Origin of the sequence: Gordonia spumicola, assembly GCF_009932475.1 — a bacterium.
GTDB lineage: Bacteria > Actinomycetota > Actinomycetes > Mycobacteriales > Mycobacteriaceae > Gordonia > Gordonia spumicola.
Genome location: NZ_BJOV01000005.1, coordinates 408,532 through 425,896 on the forward strand (window position 1 = coordinate 408,532; position 17,365 = coordinate 425,896).

Below are 17,365 nucleotides of genomic sequence, written 5' to 3' on the forward strand. Positions count from 1 at the left end.
GATCGGCGCACGACGGGGTTCGAAGACTGGATCAGTTGCTCCGGATTCTGTCCAGGTAGGCCTGGCGTATCCTCATGTCGACGTCGTCGAGGAACACCGAGTCCGTGCCCAGGGCCGATCCGAGCCAGGTAGCCAACCGACCGGGGACGAACTTCATCGCGGCGACCATGCCGCCGGCGAGGCGGGTGACACGCACGAAAGAACGCGGATTCTCGATCAGATCGGCTGTCGCTCGAGCGATCTCCTCGGGCTCGGCGTTGCGCAGTCCCTTGGCCCCAGCCGTCCCAGCGACGAGCTCGGTGTTGGTGAACGTAGGCCGGACCGTGGACAGCTGGACCCCGGACTTGCGGTATTCCTGTCGTGCTGCCTCAGTGAACCCGATGACCGCGAACTTGGTGCCGCAATAGGTCGCCAGACCGGGTACGGCGAGCTCACCGGCCAGTGATGCGGTGTTGATGATGTGCCCGGCACGCCGCGGCAGCATCCGTTGGAGGGCGAGTTTGGTCCCGAAGATGACTCCCAGGACGTTGATCTCGACCTGCCGCCGGGTCACCGCGTCGGCTTCCTCGTGGGCGTGCCCGGTGGGCATGATGCCCGCGTTGTTGATCAGCACGTCGAGGGGGCCGAGGCCCCCCTCGACCAGGTCGAGAAATTCGCGGAACGAGTCGGGATCGGTGACATCGAGGCGGGTGACGACCTTCACCCCGAGCTCGACGGCGGCCTCTTTGGCACGTGCCTCGTCGACGTCGCCGATGGCGACGCGGTGGCCTCGTCGGATCAGCTCCTTCGCGGTCTGGTAGCCGATGCCGCGGGCTCCGCCGGTGATCGCCACAGTCTTGGCGGCAGTGTGGGGGATGTGCGTCGTCACTTGCTGTTCTCCTTGTTCAGGCCGAGGCGTTGCCACAGGCCGCGGCCGGCTGCCGCGCGCAATACTCTTTCGGCGATGGCCGCACGCCGGGAGGTGTACGGGTACCACGTGAGTTCTCGTGCCGGGACAGGAATCCGCGGCTCGGTCACCGCCTGGACCCGGCAGTACTTGTGCAGCCCGTAGGCACCGCCGAGCCGCGCACCGATACCCGATGCCTTCCATCCACTGTGCGGCAGTGTGGTGGCGAAGAGGTTGCTGAAGACGTCGTTGATGTTGACCGCACCCGCGTCCAGGCGTTTCGCAATGCGCTGTGCCCGAGCGTGGTCGCGGGTCCACACCGTCGCAGACAGGCCGTACGCCGAGTCGTTGGCCAGACGGATGGCCTCGTCTTCATCCGCGACCAGCATCACCGGGATCGTGGGGCCGAAGGTCTCCTCGGTCATGCAAGCCATCGTGTGGTCGACACCGACCAGGACGGTCGGAGCGTAGTAGTTCCCGACCGCACTCCGGGTTCCGCCGGCCAGGACCCGCGCACCCGCCGCCACCGCCTGGCTGACGTGGCGATCGGCGATCTCGACCTGCCTCGCAGTGACCATCGCACCCACGTCGTCACCTGTCGCCGCACCCTGGGCCAGGGAGCGCACCCTCTGCGTCAGCCGGGCCACGAACTCGTCGTAGATCTCAGCTACCACGTATACCCGCTCGACGGAGATGCAGACCTGCCCTGCGTTGAACAGACCGCCCCACGCGATCCCCTCCACCGCACGAGCAAGGTCGGCGTCCTCCAGCACTATCGCCGGATCCTTACCGCCCAGCTCCAGGCTCACCGGCTTCAGGTGCTCGGCGCAGCGGATCGCGACCGCACGCCCGGTGGCTGTCGAGCCGGTGAACTGCACGAAGTCAGCGGCGTCCACCACCGACGCACCCGCTTCGCCGGCACCCACAACATGGGCCAAGACCGGAGGGGCGCCGATCTCGTGCCAGCCCTCGACGACCCGCGCACACGTCAGTGGCGTCTCCTCCGAGGACTTCGCCAGGACCGCGCATCCGGCAGCCAACGCGGGCGCTGCATCCATGAGGAAGAGGGTGATCGGGAAGTTCCAGGGCGTGATGAGCCCGACAACCGGATATGGGTGGTAGGTCTTGGACAGCCGCTTCGGCAGACTCAACAGACTCGAGGACCTGACCTGCTCGCCAGCGAGAAACCTCTCGGCGTTGTCAGCGTAGTAGGTGATGAATTCGCACGACGCGGTCGTCTCCACGAGGGCATCTGGGCGCACCTTGCCCGTTTCGGCTTGCAGCAGATCGGTGAGCTCGTCGGTGTGAGCCAGGATCCAGTCCCGCCAGCGATGCAACCATCTGGCGCGTTGCCGCGGGCCAGCCTCGACCCACCCGACCTGGGCGCAGCGGAGGTCAGCCGCGACACCGTTCACGGTCTCGCGATCATCCACAGGGACGGTTGCGATCAGCCGGCCATCGGCTGGGTTGCACACGTCCAAGGCGTCCGCTGCGGTCGCCGTGCTCATCGGTCCTCCAGGGGTGAGTGGAACCCACCGGAGATCCCGTCGGGCTGGGTGCGGCTGGTGGGTGTGTCGGTGAAAGCGTCAGCGATCACGTCAGCGCGCTTGAACATCAACGGTCCATAGGTATGCCGAAGCTCGGTCAGGATCGCGTTCAAAGGCAGATCGTCGAAGATGCCGCGCTCGCGGACGTACTCCATATGCTGGGCTCCGTCGGCGGTGAAGGCGTGCAGGAGTGCGTCGCGATCACCGTCGAAATCCACCGGCGGCACACCGAAACGCGCACACAACTCGGTGTTGAACGCAGGCGTCGCCTTCAACCACCGGCCGTCGATGTAGAGACGGCTGTAGCCGTGATAGACGAACAGGTCTGTGCCGCCCATGAGCGCTCGCAGCGCTTCGGTCTGCAGGTGATTGCGGACGTCAGCGAAACCCAGCAGCGCCGGAATCCCTGCCGCTCGGCACACCGCGGTCAAGAGCACCGCCTTCGGGACGCAATAGGCGCGCCCGGACTCGAGGACGAAGCTGGCTCGATAGTGGGCGGGATTGTCCGACACCGTGTAGGGGTCGTACCAGATCTGGTCACGGACGGCGGTGAAGAGGCGATTGGCCTTGTCCCGGTCGGTGCTCGCATCCCCAACCGCGGCGGCGGTGAATGCCCGGACGGACTCGTGCTCGATGTCGAGGAAGTCGGTCGCCCCCAAGAACGCCACCGGTGCCGGATTCATCTGCGCTCCAGGGTGATCGGCAACCCGTCGACAGGAATGGGGAGCGAGGTGTTGTCCCATCTCACTTCATACTGGTCGGGGACCGACCAGGTGTAAGTGCGCAGCATGTGGTGCAGGATCGCCTTGACCTCGAGGGTGCCGAAGTGCAGACCAATGCACTTGTGCACTCCTCCGCCGAAGGGGATCCACCCGAAACGGTGATTCTGGTCCTCATGGCGCGGCTCGCTGAAACGGTCGGGGTCGAAGGTGTCGGGCTCGGTCCAGCACGACTCGTCGAAGTGGTTCACCGCAGGAGCCACGGCCACCAGGGTGTCCGCCGGGATGTGGCGTCCGGCAATCTCCACGTTCTCGATCGTCTTGCGCATCACGATCGGCACGGGCGCCACGAGGCGCAGCGTCTCCTTGATCACCAGGTCGAGAGTCGCCATCGAGTCCAGGTCGTCGATGTCGGGGCGGCGTTCACCGAGTCGGTCGGACTCGGCCCGAGCCCGTTCCTGCCAGGCTGGGTGCTTGGCGAGGAAGTAGGCGGCAGCGGTGGTGGTGATGGTCGAGGTATCGTGGGCCGCCATCATCAAGAAGATCATGTGGTTGACGACGTCCTCATCAGTGAACGCCTCACCGTCGGCCGTGCGCGCATGGCACAGCCCCGCAAAGAGGTCGTCTCCCTGGGCACTTCGAGCCGTCGGCAGATGCCGGGTGAAGTAGTCCTCCAGGAGCGTGCGCCCATGGACTCCGGCGCGCCACCGAGTCCCCGGCAGCGGGAAACGGATGATCGAGCTGGCTGCGCGCACGGTGGCCACGAAGGCGTCGTTGATGGCGTCAGTGTCCTCGCTCCCTCCCCGACCTGCCATGAAGACCTCCGTTGCGACGTCGAGAGTCAGGGCCTTCAACAGTGGGTAGATGCGCGTGGACCGGCCCGCTGTCCACCTGCGGATGCTGGTCTCCAGCGTCGGGCCGAGCTGGTCGACGTAGCCGGCGAGCCGGTCGCGGGTGAACGCCTCCTGCATGATCCGCCGATGCATCCTGTGCTCGTCGAAGCTCATCAGCATCAGGCCCCGGTGAAAGAAAGCATCGATGAGATAGGTCCACCCGTCCTGGGAGAACGACTTCGCCTTGGTCGTCAGCGCCTCCTGTGTGGCATCCGCGCCCGCCACCATCACGATTCTCGTGCCGAAGGCGCCCATCCACCAGACCGGTCCGAAGCGTTGGTACCTGGCCCGGGTGAAGTTGGAGCCGAACCTGATGTAGTCCAGGGTGTGACCGAGCAGAGGCATGCCCGCGGTCCCTCGGACGGGCTCGAGCCCCGACCCCGCCGGGGGCGGGGCGAGCTCACGAACAGGCCACTGGTCGCTGACCCCTAGCAGGGTCGCGTCGGCCCGACTCGGCAATGGTGCCAGGAATACCGACGAGAGCCGCTCACGACCCTTCGCCAGCGGGAGCTGGATGATGTTCGTCACTGACGTTCCTTTCCGAAATGTGGGCCCGTACTCGCTGTTGTCGTACCATCGCCGCCAAGGGACCGATCACCTCAGACAGAGCCTGCGAGCACCAGTTCGGTCCGGCCAATGGGGAGTCGCTGCGTGATGACCCGCTTGCTGAACATGAAGTGACGGGGCCGGTTGATGCAGTCGGCGGCGATGAGCTCGCCCGCACGCAGGTAGAAGCAGGTGAAGTCGCGGTCCCGGGTCGGGTCGCCGCTGAGGACGACTTCGTCGTACCCGGTGTTGAGACCGGCGATCTGGAGCTTGAGATCGTATTGATCCGACCAGAACCATGGAAGCGCCGCGATCATCTTGGACTTGCCGCAGACGGTCGCGGCCGCCACCTTGGCCTGCTCACCCGCACTCGGCACGGACTCCAGGCGTATGCGACGGCCGTAACGGGCCATGTCATGGCTGGCGCAGTCCCCAGCCGCCACGATGTCGGGGTCGCTGGTCCGGGTCTGGTCGTCGATCACGACGCCGTTGTCGACGACCAGACCCGCGGCGGCGGCGAGCTCGGTGTTCGGCTCAACGCCGATACCGACAATGACGAGGTCGGTGGGAATTGATTCGCCACTGGACAGGAACACCTCGCGGACCCTGCCGTCACCTGATAGAGCTTCGACCAGCGCGCCCGTCCGGATGTTCACGCCCTCCTCCCGGTGGATCCGGTCGAAGAACGCCGATACAGCGGGGGCGGTGACCCGTTCGAGGACGCGCTCGGTCGCCTCGAGTACAGTGACCTCCAGACCGAGCGCACGCAATGAGGCGGCCGTCTCCAGTCCGATGTAGCCGCCGCCGATGATCACAGCCCGACACCCGGGGCTGGTGGCCTCTCGGATCATCTCGACGTCCGCAGCGGTGCGTAGGTAGTAGACGCCGACCAGGTCGGCCCCCGGGATGGAAAGCCGTCGAGGGCGGGCCCCAGTGCACAGCGCGAGCTTGTCGTAGGGCAGCGCGTCGCCGGTGCTCAACACGAGATGACCAGCCGAGCGGTCGATCGCCTCCACCTTCGCATTCAGGAGTTGGATCCCCTGCTCGGTGTAGAATTTGGCGCTGCGGATCGCGAGTTCGTCGAGCGTGCTCTTCCCCGCCAGGTAACCCTTCGACAGCGGCGGGCGTTGATAGGGCAGCGCCGACTCCTCGCCGATGAGGACGATCTCACCGGTCCACCCTTCCTGGCGCAGACTGGCCGCGAGTTGGGCCCCGGCATGGCCGGCCCCGACGATGAGGGCCCGCTGCGAGGTCATGCGCTGGATTTCGGGGTGAGGCGGACCATCATCTTGCTGATGCCCCTCACGAAATTGGACTGCACGTACTCTGGCTCGCCGACGACCTCGATATTGTCGAAACGGGGAAGCAACTCCTCCCACAGGATCCGCAGCTGGAGCTCGGCCAGCCGGTTGCCCATACAACGATGGACGCCGAAGCCGAAGGAGATGTGGTTGCGGGCGTTGGCCCGGTCGATGATGAACTCATCGGGCCGTTCGAACACGCGCTCGTCGCGGTTGCCCGAGGCGTACCACATCACTACTTTGTCGCCCTTGCGGATGAACTGCCCGTTCAGAATGGTGTCGGCCTTGGCGACCCGGCGCATATAAGCCAGCGGGGTTTGCCACCGGATGATCTCCGAGCCCATGTTGGGGATCAGGTCGGGGTTTGCCTTCAGCTTCTCGAACTGATCGGGGAAGCGGTTCAGCGCAAGAACACCGCCGCTCATCGAGTTGCGGGTCGTGTCGTTGCCTCCGACGATCAGCAGCACGAGGTTGCCCAAGAATTCCATCGGGCGGTCGATCAGGTCCTTGGTGTTCTCGTTGCTCTGCAACATGGTGATCAGATCGAAGCCGGGTTCCTCCCCGGCAGCCATCCGCGCTGCCTTGTCGTGCCAGAGAGCGCTGAGACCTCGCGCCATGTCGCGCATGCCGGGGAACACCTCGTCGTTGTCCGAGGGCCCGCCGTTGGCTTGCTCCAGCGACGTCGCGAGATCTGACCAGTAGACGAGCTTGCGACGCTGCTCGTACGGGAAGTCCAGAAGGGTGGCAAGCATCCGAGCGGTCAACTCGATCGAGACGTTCTGCACCCAGTCGAACGGCTGATCCACGGGCAGGTCGTCCAGCACCTCCTGCACACGCGATCGAATCAGCCCCTCCATCTCACGCAGGTTCTTCGGCGCAACAACGCCTTGGACAGCGGCCCGCTGCGCGTCGTGGCGTGGCGGATCCATCGCGATGAACATCGCGATATCAAGGAAACGAGGCGGGGCCCCGATGACAATGAACGGCTCGGCGGAGAAGAGCTCGTGGTTCTTGTCCACGGCCACGATGTCGGCATGCCGCGTGACAGACCAGAACGGACCGAACGCACTGTTGGGCTGGTAGTGGACCGGCGCCTCGTTGCGCAAGCGCTCGAAGTAGGACTGCCAGCGCCCCTGGCGATAGAGAAAAGGGTTGCTGAGGTCGATGTCGGCGAGCTCGACGTCCTCGACCGGCGGGATAGGACTCTCGACGAAGAGCTTCTCTCCGTTCGTCCCGGTCACCCATCGCCGGGTCTTGTCATACAGATGCGCGCCCTGGATCTGCAGATCCATCGGGATGGTCGACTGAACCTTGGCGGTGATTGCTTCAGGAATCTTCATCAGGTCTTAACCGTTTCTCGCCGTCACATCTGGAATTCGGGTAGTTCGACGATCAAGCCGTCCCACGCCGCCGACGCCGCCATCTGGCAGGACAGCCGGGAGGTCGGCTGGCGCTCGGGGTTCATCGCGAGCATCTCCTCCTCCTCGGGACCCGAGAGGCCGACCTGCTCGGACCATTGCGGATCGACGATCACATGACAGGTACCGCACGCGGCTTCGCCTCCGCAGTCGCCGTCGATGCCGGGCACCGCGTTGTTGGTCGCGACCTGCATCAGCGACTGCCCTTCCTCGATGGGCGCCTCGTGCTTCTGGCCATCGTGGGAGACAAAGGTGACAACTGCCATAGCCAACTCCTGGATACGTCGTCTTCAATGTGAACTTGGTCAAAGTGTTGTCGAAGACGAGCGCGGCGGCTATGTTCGGCAGAGTCAGAAACTTGTGAATTCGGCTCAAAGGGGACCAGGGTGAACCTCAACGAGGAGGGTGTGCCTCCACTCATGTTCGCGCAATTGCTCGAGAGCCAAGCACTCGACTCAGACGCTGTCGCGCGGCTTCGCAACATCATGGCTCGCGAAGGAATCGACGAGACGACGTTGATCCAGCGGAACATCCAGGCCCCGATACGGTGGTTTCGCGAGGTGTACCCCGCACTCGATGTCGACCAGGCAACTACGCTCGGCTTCGCGTTCGCCGAGCAGGCTCAGTTGACGTCCTTTGGCCCGTTGAGCTTTCCTCTGGTCAGTGCAGGTTCGGTAGCCGAGATCGTCGAGCTGCTCACCTATCTGCCTTTGATCTCGACGGCCCTCAGCCCACAGTTCCACCCAAGAGACGAGGGGCTTACTGTGGGGCTCAGCGCACATACAGGCGATCCGGCCCTGAACTGCCTGGTCGTCGCGTACAGCGGGTCGGCGCTCCTGCGCCTGCTTGACATGCTCGCTGGCGATGTGCCGACCGTCACCCTCCATCTGAGCTGGTCGGCGCCGAACTTTCTGGCCAATCATGAGGACGCCCTAGCTGGGCGCCTGTACTTCGACGCTCCGACGTCATTCCTTCGTGTCCCCGCGGATACCCTCAACGAGGTATGTAGGTTCTCCGATCCCGTCGCCTATCGCCTCGCCATCGTTGATCTGCAGCAAACCCTCGAACAGCGAAGCAGAACCACGTCTTTCTCGGAGAAGGTGCGACGGCTCCTGGAGGAGGATCCCGGCAAACGAAGTAACGACTGGGTCGCACACGAGCTCTCGATATCCCGTAGCACACTCAAGCGGCGCCTGTCCGAGGAGGGGACCACCTTTCGCGAGTTGCGCGAATCATTCCTGCGTGATCGTGCGATGCTGCGGCTGCTCGACCGATCGATGTCGGTGAGTGAGATCGCTGCGGATCTCGGATACAGCGACCTCGCCAACTTCTCTCACGCCTTCAAGCGGTGGACTGGTCGCTCTCCACGCGAATTTCGGCACGAATAACCTACCCGTCCCGCCGCTGGTATAAAAAAGGCTGCGCGAAGTGGTGGACTTCGGATCAGCCTCGAACATGCACAGTGATCAGCGAGTCATATTGAGAATACTAGCTTGCCCGACCGCGGCGCCCAACTATCGGCTGTCCGCCAGATGTCGGCGCATGTTCGGCCCGTCCAGGGCGATGATCTCGGCGCCGGCGACGATCCGGTTGAGGATCGATTCGGCGATGACCGCGTCCTGGAGCGACTTGTACCAGTCCGGCGGATCGAACTGCGAGGTCACCAGAGTCGAACCTCGACCTTCACGAGCGGCCAGGATGTTGAGCAACTCGGCCGCGGTGTGCGCAGCCACCGGCGTCGTCAGGAAGTCATCCAGGACCAGCAGGTCACAGTTGTGCAGATCCGTCAGGAAATCCAACCGCCGCTGCGAGGTCGGTTCCAACACGGCGAGCCGGTTGGCCAGATCGTCGAGCCGGAAGAACCTCGCGCTGTAGTACTTTCGGCACGCGGCATTGAGCAGTGCCAGAGCCACATAGGTCTTGCCCACGCTGGACTGACCGAGCACGACAAGATTGCGGGTCGACTCGATCCATTGACAGCTGGAAAGCCGTGCGATTAGCTCCCGATTGAGGTTGCGGTCAGCCAGATAACGGATCTCTTCTACGCAGGCATCAGGGTTTGGCGTTCTGGAGGCCTTGAGTAGTTTCTGGGTCCGACGTTCCTGTCTGGCCGTGATCTCCTTATCCAGCGCGTGGAAGATCTTCTGGGAGAAGGTCCACTCGTCGCAGGCGGGATCGTTGGCCAGCTCGATGACGGTCTGCCCGAACGCGGTCATACGCAGCTGCGTGAACAACGGCATGTCCGCGTCGGTGAGGTGACGATCGATCACTTGGCCCCTCCCTCATCCGTCAAGTCGGCTCCGGTGGCTCCGGTCAAGGCAGAAAGGCTGAACTGCTCGGGCCCGGCCAGATGCGCCCCGGTGGTGTCGCGCTGTCCCGCCGGTGGCGCTACCGACGCAGCAGTCGCTGGTTCCGCCGCGGTGGTCGGTCGTGCGGCGGCCTGGGCCCGCAGCGCCGCCAGGCGTTGCTTGACCGCGGTGTAGGAGATCGCCCGTCGGGTCTGTTCGGAGACAAGTTGCCCGCAAGCCCGCTCGAGGAGTTGTTTGTCGCTCTTCCCCAGGGCGAGGATGTTCTGGCACGAGCGGTAGCCCTGGGCCTCTGTCAACGGCCAGTTTGATGTCCCCGCTGGTGGCCAGGTAAAAGTCCCCACCCTGTGCGGGATGTTCTAGGTGGGTGGTACCTCCGTTCGGTGTGTCATGCGGTAGGAATCGCCGTCGGTGATGACGATGGTGGCGTGGTGTAGGAGCCGGTCGAGGATGCTGGCGGCGGTGGTGTGTTCGGGCAGGAATCGTCCCCATTGTTCGAAGGGCCAGTGACTGGCGATCGCGAGGGAGCGGCGTTCGTAGGCGCCGGCGACGAGCCGGAACAGCAGTTGGGTGCCGGTGTCGTCGAGCGGGGCGAATCCGATCTCGTCGAGGATGAGCAGGTCTTGGCGTAGCAGGGTGTCGATGGTTTTGCCGACGGTGTTGTCAGCCAGTCCGCGATACAGGGTCTCCACGAGGTCGGCGGCGGTGAAGTACCGCACTTTGTGCCCGGTGTCAAGACCCGAGTTTGTTGGAGACCGATCAGTTGTTCTGTGAGGTGAGTTCGCGGGCCCGATTCTGGGTCCAGTAGTCGGCTTCGGCCGCGGCGGGTGGTTGGTAGTCCAAGGCCGAGTGCAGGCGGGTGGTGTTGTACCAGTGGACCCATTCGGCGGTGGCGATCTCGACGGCGTTGGTGCTTGTCCACGGTCCTTTCTTGTAGATCAGCTCGTGCTTGTACAACGAGTTCAGGGCTTCGGCCATCGCGTTGTCGTAGGAGTCCCCGCGCGAGCCGACTGAGGCGATGGCGCCGGCTTCATCGAGGGCCTGGGTGTAGCGGATGGCTCGGTATTGCACCCCGCGGTCGGAGTGATGGATCAGCGCGGTTAGGTCTTGACCGGACCGCCGGCGCAGCCACAATCCCATCGCCAGGGCGTCGATCGCGAGGTCAGCGAACATGCGGGTCGAGGTCTGCCACCCGACGATCATCCGGGAGAACACGTCCAACACGAACGCTACGTACACCCATCCGACCTCGGTCCGCACGTACGTGATGTCGGCAACCCACAGCTGATTCGGCGCGTCAGCGTGAAATGTGCGGTCGACCAGATCGGCCGGACGCGCCGTTTCCGGTGCCGGGCGGGTGGTCCGTGGGAACTTGCCCCGCACGACGCCCCGGATCCCCAGGTCAGCGCATAGTCGTTCGATAGTGCACTTGGCTACGGTGATCCCCTCCATGCGCAGTGCGGCGCGGATCTTGCGTTGTCCGTAGATTCCGCCGGTGGCCTCATAGACCCGCATGATCTGGGTCTTGAGGTACTCGTCTCGCACTGCTCTGGCCGACGGTGGCCGGGTGCGGGCGGCGTAATAAGTCGATGGCGCGATCGCGCAGCCAGCCTCGGTCAGAGCGGTGCAGATCGCCTCGACGGGCCATCGATGTCGGTGCTGATCGATGAAGGCGACGATCAGCGGTGTGGCCGGTCGAGCTCGGCCGCGAAGAAAGCCGACGCCGTCTTCAAGATCTCGTTCGCCCGACGCAGCTCTCGAACTTCGTTCTCCAACAAGCGGATCCGCTCAATATCGGAAATCGTTTCAATCCCAGGCGATTCGGCTTGGCCGTCTTCGACGCGACGGACCCAGTTCCGCAGGGTTTCGGGGTTGATGTCGAGTTGCTTAGCGATCCGGGCCAGAGCTCCGGGCGCGGTCTCGGGATCCTTCCGAGCATCGATGGCCATGCGTGTGGCACGGTCCCGCAACTCGGGTGAGTACTTCGATGGGCGAGGCATGAAACAAGTGTCCCTTCCGGTCAAACCTGTCTCCATCAAACCCGGGACGATTCACGTTGACGGCTCGCCATTTCACTTGTGCGGCTTCGATGAGCTTGTAGGCCATCGCCAGTCCCGCGGCTCGGGAGCCGGGTCCCTTGGTCACCTTGGTCCGTAACCGCACGGTGGCGAAGGTCAACTCGATCGGGTTGGTCGTGCGCAGGTGGGTCCAGTGCTCGGCCGGGTAGTGGTAGAACTCCAGCAGCACATCAGCGTCGTCGACGATCTTGGCGACCGCTTTGGGATACTTCGCCCCGTAGGTCTTCTCGAAGGCGGCGATGGCCTTACGGGCGTAGCCGATGTCCTCGGCGTTGTAGATCTCCTGCATCGCTTTGATCGCATTCGGATGGGCCGACTTGGGCAGTGCGGCAAGCACATTGCCCTGTTTATGAAACCAGCACCGCTGCTCTCGGGTGTCCGGGAACACCTCGCGCAGCGCAGCCCAGAACCCCAGCGCCCCGTCCCCGACGGCCAGGTTCGGGGCCGCCATGCCGCGGCGTCGGCACGACCGCAATAGATCGGCCCATGATTCGGTGGATTCGCGGTACCCATCGGCCAGGGCGACGAGCTCTTTACGGCCGTCGGCACGCACGCCGATCATCACCAGCAGACACAGCTTCTCCTGCTCGAGCCGGACTTTGAGGTGGATGCCGTCGACCCAGAGGTAGACATAATCGCTGGTGATGTCGCGGTCGTCGAAGGCGGCCGCTTCCTTCTGCCACTGGCTGGCCAGTCGAGTGATCGTGGCCGCCGATAACCCCGCACCCGAGCCAAGAAACTGCTCCAGCGCCGGCCCAAAATCTCCCGACGACAACCCGTGCAGGTACAGCAGCGGCAACACCGCGCTGACCTCGGGGCTTTTACGTGCCCAGGCCGGGATGATCCCCGACGAGAACCGTTGGCGTTCACCAGTTTCAGGGTCGACCCGTTTGTCGTTGACCCTTGGTGCCCGCACCGGAACCGCACCGGCGGCGGTCATCACCTCCCGCGGGTTGTGGTAGCCGTTACGCACCACCAGCCGGCGCCCATCCTCATCGTGAATCGCCCCGGCGTGTCCGGAGACTCTGTTCGTTGGGAAGGATGGAGTCATGTCAGGAAGTGGGACGAAGAGGTACCCGGCCGAGATGCGTGAGCGGGCGATCCGGATGGTCGCTGAGATTCGGGCTGAGGATGACTCGGAGTGGGCAGCGATGGGCAAGGTCGCTGAGCTACTCGGGATAGGTACGCCAGAAACGGTCCGCAAGTGGTGTCGTCGGGCCGAGGTCGATGCTGGCCAGCGGCCGGGAACAACGACTGAGGAATCGGCCGAACTCAAGCGACTCAGACGCGAGAACACTGAATTGAAGCGGGCTAACGGGACTGCTGCACGTATAGGTGACATCTGATCTGGCTTGCCCGAGGGTGGGCCTGGAAGGATGACTATCGTGCCTAAGCCTTATCCGCAGGAGTTCCGCGACGATGTGGTCCGGGTAGCCCGAGACCGTGAACCTGGCGTGACACTCGCGCAGGTCGCGAAAGACTTCGGGATCCATGAGATGACCCTGGCCAAGTGGATGCGCCGCGTCGCCATCGACGACGGACACAAGCCTGGAACAACGTCGACCGAATCTGCCGAACTGAGAGAGCTTCGGAAGCGGAATCGGTTGTTGGAGCAGGAGAACGAGGTCCTGCGACGGGCTGCGGCATATCTGTCGCAGGCGAACCTTCCGGGAAAAGGCTCTACCCGCTCGTGAAAGAGCTCGCCGCCGACGGAATCCCCGTCACGGTGACGTGCCGGGTACTCAAGCTCTCCAGACAGCCCTACTACCGGTGGCTCAGGGACGCGGTCACCGCGGCAGACTGGGTCGAAGCGGAGCGGGCGAACGCCCTGTTCGACGCGCATCGTGATGACCCGGAATTCGGGTACCGCTTCCTCGCCGATGAAGCCGAAGCTGCTGGTCAGCCGATGAGCGGGCGGACGGCATGGCGGATCTGCTCGGCCAACCAGTGGTGGTCGAGCTTCGGCAAGAAACGTGGGAAGAACGGTAAGAAGCCGGGCCCGCCTGTGCACGACGACCTGGTCGAACGCGACTTCACCGCCGACACACCGGACCAAGTGTGGCTCACTGATATCACCGAGCATTGGACCGACGAGGGCAAGCTCTACCTCTGCGCGATCAAAGACGCCTGCTCGGGGCGGATCGTCGGCTACAGCATCGACTCCAGGATGAAGTCCCGTCTCGCCGTGACCGCTCTGGACAACGCTGTTGCCCGCCGAGAGGACGATGTTTCGGGTTGTATTGTCCATTCGGACAGGGGCTCTCAATTCCGGTCGCGGAAGTTCGTGTCCGCGCTCAACCGACACGGCCTGGTTGGGTCCATGGGCAGAGTCGGTGCCGCCGGCGACAACGCAGCGATGGAATCGTTCTTCGCGCTCCTCCAGAAGGACGTCCTGGACCGGCACCGCTGGAGCACCCGCGAGCAGTTGCGGATCGCGATCGTCACCTGGATCGAACGGACCTACCACCGACGCCGTCGTCAGGCCCGCCTCGGCCGGTTGACCCCGATCGAATACGAGACGATCATCAACACAGCCGCCTCAGCGGCATGACACCGAAACTGTCACCTGGTCGTGCAGCAGTCCCCCGGCTTTATGTTTGCTTTGCGGGGTGGGGTCGGTGGCGGCGTTGGGTGGGAGGGGTCGTTGGCTTTTGGGGCCACCAGCTTGCGTTGCCGAGGAGTGTGGCGATGGCTGGTACCACGATGGTGCGGACGATGAAGGTGTCGATGAGAAGGCCTACGCCGATGATGAGTCCGACTTGGGTCATGATGCCGATGGAACCGGCGATGAGGCCGAACATGCTGGCGGCGAAGATGAGGCCTGCTGAGGTGATAACTGAGCCGGTGTTGGTGACGGTGCGGAGCACTCCGACTCGGACGTTGTGATGTGATTCTTCGCGCAATCGTGAGACCAGCAGCATGTTGTAGTCGGCGCCGACGGCTACCAGGACGATGAACGCTAATAGGGGCACAGGCCAAGCGATGTCGGTGTGGAGTATGTGCTGAAAGATCAGGACGCCTATGCCCAATGCTGCGGTGTAGTTGAGTACGACGGTGCCGAGTAGGTAGATGGGTGCGACCAGTGAGCGCAGCAGGATGATCAGGATGATGCCGACGATGGCCAGGGTGGCCAGGGCCAGGAGGCGGAAGTCGTTGGTGAGCAGTCGTTGCAGGTCGGCGTTGATAGCGGGGAAGCCGGCGACGGAGACGGTGGAGTCGGTCAGGGTGGTGTTGGGTTTTGCGTCGTTGGCGACGGTGGCGATGGTGCTGGCCAGGCGCATGGCGTCCGCGCTGTAGGGGTCGAAGCTTGTCTGGACGGCGTAGCGCACGGTGTGTCCGTCCGGGGAGATGAATTGGCGCGCAACGTCGGCGAATTGCTGGTCAGCGAAAGCATCTTTGGGTAAGTAGAAGCCGGTGGCCGAGTCCGAGCCGCGGGTTTCGCGCGCGGTGGTCTGTAGTTGGGCGGCGAGCGTGGCCATGCCGGCGAGTTGTTGAAGGTTGCTGTCGACGAGTGCAGATACGCCTTCGGCGAGTGTTCGCGAGCCGGCGGCGAGTTGGGAGACCCCGGTCTGCAGTTGGGCGAGTTTGGTTGGCAGGTCTTGGGCCCCGATGGTTCCCAGCGTGGTCTCGAGGGTGGCGACGGTGGCGTTGAGTTGGTTGGTGACCGCGGTGAGGGGGGTGTCCATCTGCGCGAGCTGGGTGGACAGTGTCGTGATCTGGGTGAAGAACCCGCTGTCGCGGAGTGCGGCGAGATCGCGGGCTTGTTGGCGCAGGGTGCTGCATTGGGGTAGTTGAGTGCACAGCGCTGAGTTATCCAGTAACGGGAGCACTGAGGTGATTGTGGCTATGGCGGCTGATGACTGTTCGGCCAGGGCTGCTAGCTGAGGGGCGTTCTGCGCGGCTTGGTCGAGTTGGGGTGCGGCGGCGGTCAGTGTTTGTAGAAGTGGTTGGTATTGACCTATTTCGGCCCCGATGGTGGTGACTTGGTTAAGAATGCCAGCCAGTGGGGTGAGATTGGTGCGGATCTGTATGTCGAGTTGTTCGAGGCCGTCGGCGAGTTGGTCTGCACCAGAACGCAATTGTTCGAGGTCACCTTTGCGGGCTTGGCCCTCACCCACTGAGCCGGCCACCCGATCGCCGATCTGCCCGTTCTGCCAGGAGAGTTGGGCTTGTTCGAGTTTGGCTCCGGTCGGGCGAGTGACACCGACCACACGGGTGACGCCGGGGATCTGCGCAATCCGAGCTGCCATCTGATCAAGGTCGGCAAGTCCGTTGGTTGTTCTCAGATCGGTGGGCGAATCCACGACGACAAATTCCGCGATGGTGATGTCTTGCGGGAAGTGCCGGTTGAGCAGTGCGTAACCTTCGTTGCTGTCGGTGGTTGTGGGTTGACCGTCTCGGTCGTCGTAGGTGATCTGAATGCCCAGCGCGGTGACGCTCAGGATCGTCAATCCGACGAGGCTGACGGCCAGCAACGGCGCCGGGCGGCGTACGACGAGGACCGCGATGCGGTTCCAGTAGCGCCGCGTGAGGTCTTTGCGCGGGGCACCCCACCCCCATCGCGCAGCCCACAGCAGCACTGGCGGCAACAACGTGACGGTGGCGAGGAATCCGATGAGGATCGCCACTGCGCAGGCGGGGCCGAGGGTGGCGAAGACGCTGAGCTGCCCGAAGACCATGGCTAAGAACGCGAGAGCAACAGTGCTTGCCGACGCAAGGATCACCCGTCCGATGGTGGCGGTGGCATCGATGAGAGCGTCGGACGCGGCGGCGCCTTGGCGCAGCCTTTCGTGGTATCTGCTGATCACAAAGACCGAATAGTCCACACCGGCGCCGAGCAAGATGACGGTCATGAACGCAACGGTGAATTGCGAGACTGGCATGCCCAGTTCGCCTAACGCAGACATGACTCCGCGGGCTACGGCGAGACTGATACCGATGACCAGAAGCGGTAGCAACGCAGTGAACACCGACCGATAGACGATCAGCAAGATTATGGCGATCAGCACGACGGTGGCGATGGTGATGACCACCAGATCCTTTTCAGCGGTGACGATTTGGTCGCTGAAGGTCGCTGTTGGTCCGGTCACGTGGACTGTCGTGCTGGTGCCGGTAAAGACCTCTGCTGCGGTCTCGCGGATCGATTCCACAGCGTGGGCCGCCGTCGGCCCGCCGAGGCTGCCGCTGACCCCGACGGGCAAGTACCAGGCTTTGCCGTCTTCGCTGAGCGCTTGTCGGGCAGTGATCGGGTCGGCGAGCAGGTCGCGTACGGCCTGCACATCATCGCGGTCGGCGCGGAGCCGGACCACGAGGTCGTCATAGCGTTGGCGGGCGGGCTCGGTGAGTCCGGCCGGATCTTCCATTGCCACGAACACCGTGGTCTTCGCGCCCTTTTCGTCGAACGCCTCGCCCATGCGATCGAGCGCCTGAAACGACGGCACGCCCTTAGGAATTGGGTCCACCGATTGCTGGCGCACAACTGTTTCCAACTGGGGAAACAGCACAGCCAACACCACGGCAACAGCCACCCAGACGCCCGCTACCAGCGCTTTGTGCGACAAGACGAAGCGTCCCACCTGCCCCAGCGACCGGCTGTACTCACCGCGACCGGTCGATCGCCGAAGCTTCACCACTGCTCACGCATCCATCGCTGCGTTGGCATCGCACACCC

The 17,365-nt window shown here is 63.9% G+C and carries 11 protein-coding genes and 4 pseudogenes; 3 read left to right on the plus strand and 12 right to left on the minus strand.

Annotation, left to right across the window (positions count from 1 at the left end; genetic code table 11):
- Positions 1-31: 31 nt before the first annotated feature.
- The 7 genes from GYB83_RS13130 to GYB83_RS13160 all read right to left on the minus strand — a co-directional run bounded on the left by GYB83_RS13130 (position 32) and on the right by GYB83_RS13160 (position 7,576).
- Entirely contained in the window at positions 32-868 is an 837-nt protein-coding gene (locus tag GYB83_RS13130; RefSeq protein ID WP_003937319.1) for an SDR family oxidoreductase, read from the minus strand.
- Positions 865-2,394 (minus strand): aldehyde dehydrogenase family protein, encoded by a 1,530-nt coding sequence (locus GYB83_RS13135; RefSeq protein ID WP_003937318.1) that lies wholly within the window; start codon positions 2,392-2,394, stop codon positions 865-867. The genes GYB83_RS13130 and GYB83_RS13135 overlap by 4 nt, the downstream gene beginning before the upstream one ends.
- A complete protein-coding gene (locus GYB83_RS13140; RefSeq protein WP_003937317.1) occupies positions 2,391-3,116 on the minus strand; it encodes a transglutaminase-like domain-containing protein in 726 nt (241 codons plus the stop codon). The genes GYB83_RS13135 and GYB83_RS13140 overlap by 4 nt, the downstream gene beginning before the upstream one ends.
- A complete protein-coding gene (locus GYB83_RS13145) occupies positions 3,113-4,573 on the minus strand; it encodes a cytochrome P450 (RefSeq protein WP_003937316.1) in 1,461 nt (486 codons plus the stop codon). The genes GYB83_RS13140 and GYB83_RS13145 overlap by 4 nt, the downstream gene beginning before the upstream one ends.
- 71 nt (positions 4,574-4,644) lie before the next feature.
- Entirely contained in the window at positions 4,645-5,847 is a 1,203-nt protein-coding gene (locus GYB83_RS13150; protein WP_003937315.1) for an NAD(P)/FAD-dependent oxidoreductase, read from the minus strand.
- Complete coding sequence (locus tag GYB83_RS13155) at positions 5,844-7,232, minus strand: cytochrome P450 (protein ID WP_003937314.1); 1,389 nt, start codon at positions 7,230-7,232, stop codon at positions 5,844-5,846. The genes GYB83_RS13150 and GYB83_RS13155 overlap by 4 nt, the downstream gene beginning before the upstream one ends.
- 23 nt (positions 7,233-7,255) lie before the next feature.
- Positions 7,256-7,576, minus strand: coding sequence for a 2Fe-2S iron-sulfur cluster-binding protein (locus tag GYB83_RS13160; protein WP_003937313.1), 321 nt, complete (start codon positions 7,574-7,576; stop codon positions 7,256-7,258).
- Positions 7,577-7,696: 120 nt separating this feature from the next.
- On the opposite strand from GYB83_RS13160, the gene GYB83_RS13165 reads away from it, so the two are divergent.
- On the plus strand, positions 7,697-8,698 hold the full coding sequence (locus GYB83_RS13165; protein WP_008382041.1) for a helix-turn-helix domain-containing protein: 1,002 nt from the start codon (positions 7,697-7,699) through the stop codon (positions 8,696-8,698).
- Positions 8,699-8,824: 126 nt separating this feature from the next.
- On the opposite strand, the gene GYB83_RS13170 is transcribed toward GYB83_RS13165, so the two are convergent.
- From GYB83_RS13170 to GYB83_RS13185, 4 genes and pseudogenes are all read right to left on the minus strand, one after another.
- A complete protein-coding gene (locus tag GYB83_RS13170) occupies positions 8,825-9,580 on the minus strand; it encodes an ATP-binding protein (RefSeq protein WP_003937311.1) in 756 nt (251 codons plus the stop codon).
- 395 nt (positions 9,581-9,975) lie between these two features.
- Positions 9,976-10,344, minus strand: a pseudogene (locus GYB83_RS13175) (ATP-binding protein); the annotation flags it as partial.
- Positions 10,345-10,375: 31 nt separating this feature from the next.
- Positions 10,376-11,616: pseudogene (locus GYB83_RS13180) on the minus strand (IS3 family transposase).
- Positions 11,617-11,671: 55 nt separating this feature from the next.
- Positions 11,672-12,718: pseudogene (locus GYB83_RS13185) on the minus strand (IS256 family transposase); the annotation flags it as partial.
- Positions 12,719-12,743: 25 nt separating this feature from the next.
- Between GYB83_RS13185 and GYB83_RS23620 the strand changes: the two are divergent.
- Both GYB83_RS23620 and GYB83_RS13195 read left to right on the plus strand, forming a co-directional pair.
- A pseudogene (locus GYB83_RS23620) lies at positions 12,744-13,010 on the plus strand (transposase); the annotation flags it as partial.
- 69 nt (positions 13,011-13,079) lie between these two features.
- A protein-coding gene (locus GYB83_RS13195) for an IS3 family transposase (RefSeq protein ID WP_371308121.1) occupies positions 13,080-14,245 on the plus strand; the annotation gives its coding sequence in 2 pieces (ribosomal slippage) (positions 13,080-13,364 and positions 13,367-14,245; 1,164 coding nt in all).
- 40 nt (positions 14,246-14,285) lie between these two features.
- On the opposite strand, the gene GYB83_RS13200 is transcribed toward GYB83_RS13195, so the two are convergent.
- Complete coding sequence (locus GYB83_RS13200) at positions 14,286-17,327, minus strand: MMPL/RND family transporter (RefSeq protein WP_006896682.1); 3,042 nt, start codon at positions 17,325-17,327, stop codon at positions 14,286-14,288.
- Positions 17,328-17,365: the final 38 nt, after the last annotated feature.

Bases quoted from the DNA above. Each gene is read 5' to 3' on its own strand.
- GYB83_RS13135 (WP_003937318.1), bottom strand. From the start codon at position 2,394: ATGAGCACGGCGACCGCAGCGGACGCCTTGGACGTGTGCAACCCAGCC.
- GYB83_RS13140 (WP_003937317.1), bottom strand. From the start codon at position 3,116: ATGAATCCGGCACCGGTGGCGTTCTTGGGGGCGACCGACTTCCTCGAC.
- GYB83_RS13150 (WP_003937315.1), bottom strand. From the start codon at position 5,847: ATGACCTCGCAGCGGGCCCTCATCGTCGGGGCCGGCCATGCCGGGGCC.
- GYB83_RS13155 (WP_003937314.1), bottom strand. From the start codon at position 7,232: ATGAAGATTCCTGAAGCAATCACCGCCAAGGTTCAGTCGACCATCCCG.
- GYB83_RS13160 (WP_003937313.1), bottom strand. From the start codon at position 7,576: ATGGCAGTTGTCACCTTTGTCTCCCACGATGGCCAGAAGCACGAGGCG.